Here is a 3200-nt window from a genome sequence, read left to right on the forward strand (position 1 = left end):
GCAGGATTCTTGGCCCGATCAGGGTGGCGGCCAGACCACCGCAGGCCGCAAGGGTCAGGAAGGCTCCGTAGCCAAAGGCATCCAGCCCCAGAACCCGTTGGCCATAAAGCACGAAGACCGCGAAGAACCCGTAGCCCATGAAATTGAACCCGCCGAGGATGATCGCCAGCCGCCGCAGCATGACATTGCCCCAAAGCCAGCCCATGCCTTCGCGCAAGGATGCCATCATTGCGGGCGGGTTCGCCGCCACAACCCGCCGGGGCAGCGTCATCGCCAGGGTCAGCGCGATACCCGTGGCCAGAAGGCCCGCGTGCAGGCCAAAGGGCAGCGCGACCGATAGCCCGATCAAGAGCCCCGCCAAAGGTGGCCCGATGAACTGCCCCGCCAGCTGTTCCGTGCTCCAAAGCGCGCCATTGGCCTGCTCCAGCTGCGACTTATCGACGACCGAGGGCAGGAAGGTCTGGGACGTGTTGTCGCGCAGCACCTCGGCACTGCCCAGAAGGAATGACAGACCAGCCATCATCAGCACCGGCAACGTCCCCGGCGTGGCGGTCAGCGCAAGCAGCAGAAGGGCCAGCGAAATGACAACCCTTGTGCAGTCGGCACCCACCAGAATGCGGCGATGATCGTAGCGGTCGGTGATTACCCCCGCGGGCAGGGCAAACAGGAACCACGGCAACGATCGCGCCATTGCCACGAGGCCGATCAGCAGCGGATCGGTGGTCAGCAAAGTGGCAAGCCAGGGCACCGCCACCGCCATCACCCCGTCGCCCAGATTGGTCGCCGACGCCGACGCAAAGAGCGCGCGAAAGTTGCCGTTCTTCCAAAGCCCGTTTTCCATCGCGCGACCTTCCTGCCCCGCAATCGGAACGTCAACTGCGCTCGCGTCGGTTGCCTGGACGCGGCGGCCCTGCTAGCCATGGCTGATGCGTTATGTCGTAGGCCTGCTGACGATCCTCATTTTTGCGGCCGGGCTTGCGCTTATCGGCCTCCGGCTTGCTGCGAGCATCCGTGAGATCGGCCTCCTGCCGGAAAAGCCGCCCGAAGAAGGCCGGATCGTGGAAACCACGTTCGGCCCGATCTATGTCGAGGAACTTGGGCCGGAAGACGGACCGCCGCTTCTGCTTCTGCACGGCTCGATCGGCTGGTCGCGGATGTGGCGACCAACGCAAGAGGCGCTGGCCGCAGAAGGCTACCGCGCAATTGCTTTCGACATCCCGCCGATGGGGTTTTCCTTCCGTGATCCCGGCAAGGATTACAGCCGCAAGACCCAGGCCCAGCGCGTTGTTGCGCTGACCGAGGCGCTGGGTGTCCGCCCTGTGCTGATTGCACATTCCTTCGGCGCCGGCCCGGCGGCGGAAGCAGCAATGCTGCAGCCAGACGCCTTTGCCGGAATAGTCGTGGTTTCGGGCGCGATCGGGATCGATTCTCATCTTGAGGAACTCAGCCTGACCTGGCCCCTGGGCAACCCAACCGCACGCGAGTTTGCGATCTCGGCCACAGCCACCAACCCGATGGCGATGGGTCCGCTTCTGAAGCGCTTCCTGCACCGCAAAGAGGCGGCAACCGAAGAGGTGATCGCAATGCTCAACCGTCCCAGCTCGCGCGCCGGGACAACCCAGGCGCTTGCGGATTGGCTACCATCGCTTCTAGTGCCGCCGAAGGATGCACAATCAACCCGGCCCGAGGCCTGGCAGGCGCTTACGTTGCCGGTAGCATTCATCTGGGGTGATCGCGATACGACTACACCGCTGGCGCAGGGCGAGCGCCTGGCCGAACTGACCGGCGCACCGCTTTCCATTCTGAAAGATGTCGGCCATATTCCTCAGATCGAGGCGCCGCCAGAGTTTCAAGCCGCGCTGATCTCTGCCCTCGCCACCATGATCCCCCCTGCGCCGTGAGAGCCCCATGCCCTTCACCCTTGCCACCTGGAACATCAACTCGGTCCGTCTGCGCGAGGCCCTGGTCGCCCGCCTGATGGCCGAGGAGGCGCCGGATATCCTTTGCCTGCAGGAATGCAAAAGCCCGGTCGAGCTGATCCCGCTGGAGCAGTTCCAGGCCCTGGGCTACCGCTACATCGTGGCGCGCGGGCAGAAGGGGTACAACGGCGTCGCGATCCTGTCGAAGCTGCCGATCGTCGATGCGGGCGACAAGGATTTCGCCCAGCTCGGCCACGCCCGCCACGTCGTCGCGCGGATGGAGAACGGGGTGACGATCCACAACTGCTATGTGCCCTCTGGCGGCGACATCCCTGACCGGAACGAGAACGTGAAATTCGGCCAGAAGCTCGATTTCCTGACCGAGATGCGGGACCATTTCCGCTGGGAACGCCCCGACCGTGCGATCCTGGTGGGCGACCTGAACATTGCCCCGCGTGAGGATGACGTCTGGGACCACAAGGCGCTGTTGAAGATCGTTTCGCATACTCCGATCGAGGTCGAACACCTGACCGCGGTGATGGAAGCCGGCAACTGGCAGGACGTGACCCGCAAGGACATTCCCGAGGGGCGTTTGTACAGCTGGTGGAGCTACCGTTCCCCCGACTGGGACGCCGCCGACAAGGGCCGGAGGCTGGACCACATCTGGGCCACCCCCGACATCTTGGGCGCAACGCACAGCAGCCGCATCTTCCGTGCCGCGCGCGGGTGGGACCAGCCCAGCGACCACACCCCGGTTTTCGCGACATTTGATCTATGACCTGACTTCCGCCATTTGCCGTGCTACAGTTCGGCAAATGGCGGAGGGCAAGATGACTACCACACAGCGCAAACGGACCGACCCGGCCCCTGGCTTTGCCGAGCAAGCCGCTGTTTTCACATCGTTCCGCGAGATCGAAAAGGGCATCCCCGCCGCCTGGGCCCGTTCCCTCGAATCGCAAGGCCTGACCAGGAACGATATCCGCCGCATCATCCCCGACCGCACGCTCGATCGCCGCATCGCCGCCGGGGAAAATCTCAAGATCGAGGAAGCCGATGGGTTGGCGCGGCTTCTGCGCGTTGTGAAGGCTGCCCGCGACCTGTTCGAGAACGATGAGAATGCCGACGGATGGCTTCGCAACCCCATCCCGTCGCTAGGTGATCGAATTCCTATTGAGATGGCCCAAACCGACATTGGTGCGCGTGAGGTCGAGGCTGTACTTCTGCGGATGGCGCATGGCGTCTACTAATCAGTGAGGCTTTGGCGACTTACCAAAGCGCAGT

4 protein-coding genes are annotated in these 3200 nt (G+C 63.8%); 3 read left to right on the forward strand and 1 reads right to left on the reverse strand.

Annotated elements, in window-relative coordinates; all coding sequences use genetic code 11:
- A partial coding sequence (locus ACRCSW_RS17245; RefSeq protein WP_438706881.1) for an MFS transporter occupies positions 1–841 on the reverse strand: 841 nt, incomplete at its 3' end.
- Between the two features lie 85 nt (positions 842–926).
- Between ACRCSW_RS17245 and ACRCSW_RS17250 the strand changes: the two genes are divergently transcribed.
- Genes ACRCSW_RS17250 through ACRCSW_RS17260 form a run of 3 tightly spaced genes read left to right on the forward strand, consistent with a single transcriptional unit; the run spans position 927 to position 3166 of the window.
- The gene (locus ACRCSW_RS17250; RefSeq protein ID WP_438706882.1) at positions 927–1901 is read left to right on the forward strand and encodes an alpha/beta fold hydrolase; all 975 of its coding nucleotides are present in this window, start codon (positions 927–929) and stop codon (positions 1899–1901) included.
- A 7-nt stretch (positions 1902–1908) separates the two neighbouring features.
- Positions 1909–2697 (forward strand): exodeoxyribonuclease III, encoded by a 789-nt coding sequence (locus ACRCSW_RS17255; RefSeq protein WP_438706883.1) that lies wholly within the window; start codon positions 1909–1911, stop codon positions 2695–2697.
- A gap of 52 nt (positions 2698–2749) precedes the next feature.
- On the forward strand, positions 2750–3166 hold the full coding sequence (locus tag ACRCSW_RS17260) for an antitoxin Xre/MbcA/ParS toxin-binding domain-containing protein (protein WP_438706884.1): 417 nt from the start codon (positions 2750–2752) through the stop codon (positions 3164–3166).
- Positions 3167–3200 lie beyond the last annotated feature (34 nt).

This window comes from Tabrizicola sp., assembly GCF_051645465.1.
Classification (GTDB): Bacteria; Pseudomonadota; Alphaproteobacteria; order Rhodobacterales; family Rhodobacteraceae; genus Tabrizicola.

Coding starts and splice junctions, on each gene's coding strand:
- ACRCSW_RS17250 (WP_438706882.1), top strand. CDS start 927: ATGCGTTATGTCGTAGGCCTGCTGACGATCCTCATTTTTGCGGCCGGG.
- ACRCSW_RS17255 (WP_438706883.1), top strand. CDS start 1,909: ATGCCCTTCACCCTTGCCACCTGGAACATCAACTCGGTCCGTCTGCGC.
- ACRCSW_RS17260 (WP_438706884.1), top strand. CDS start 2,750: ATGACTACCACACAGCGCAAACGGACCGACCCGGCCCCTGGCTTTGCC.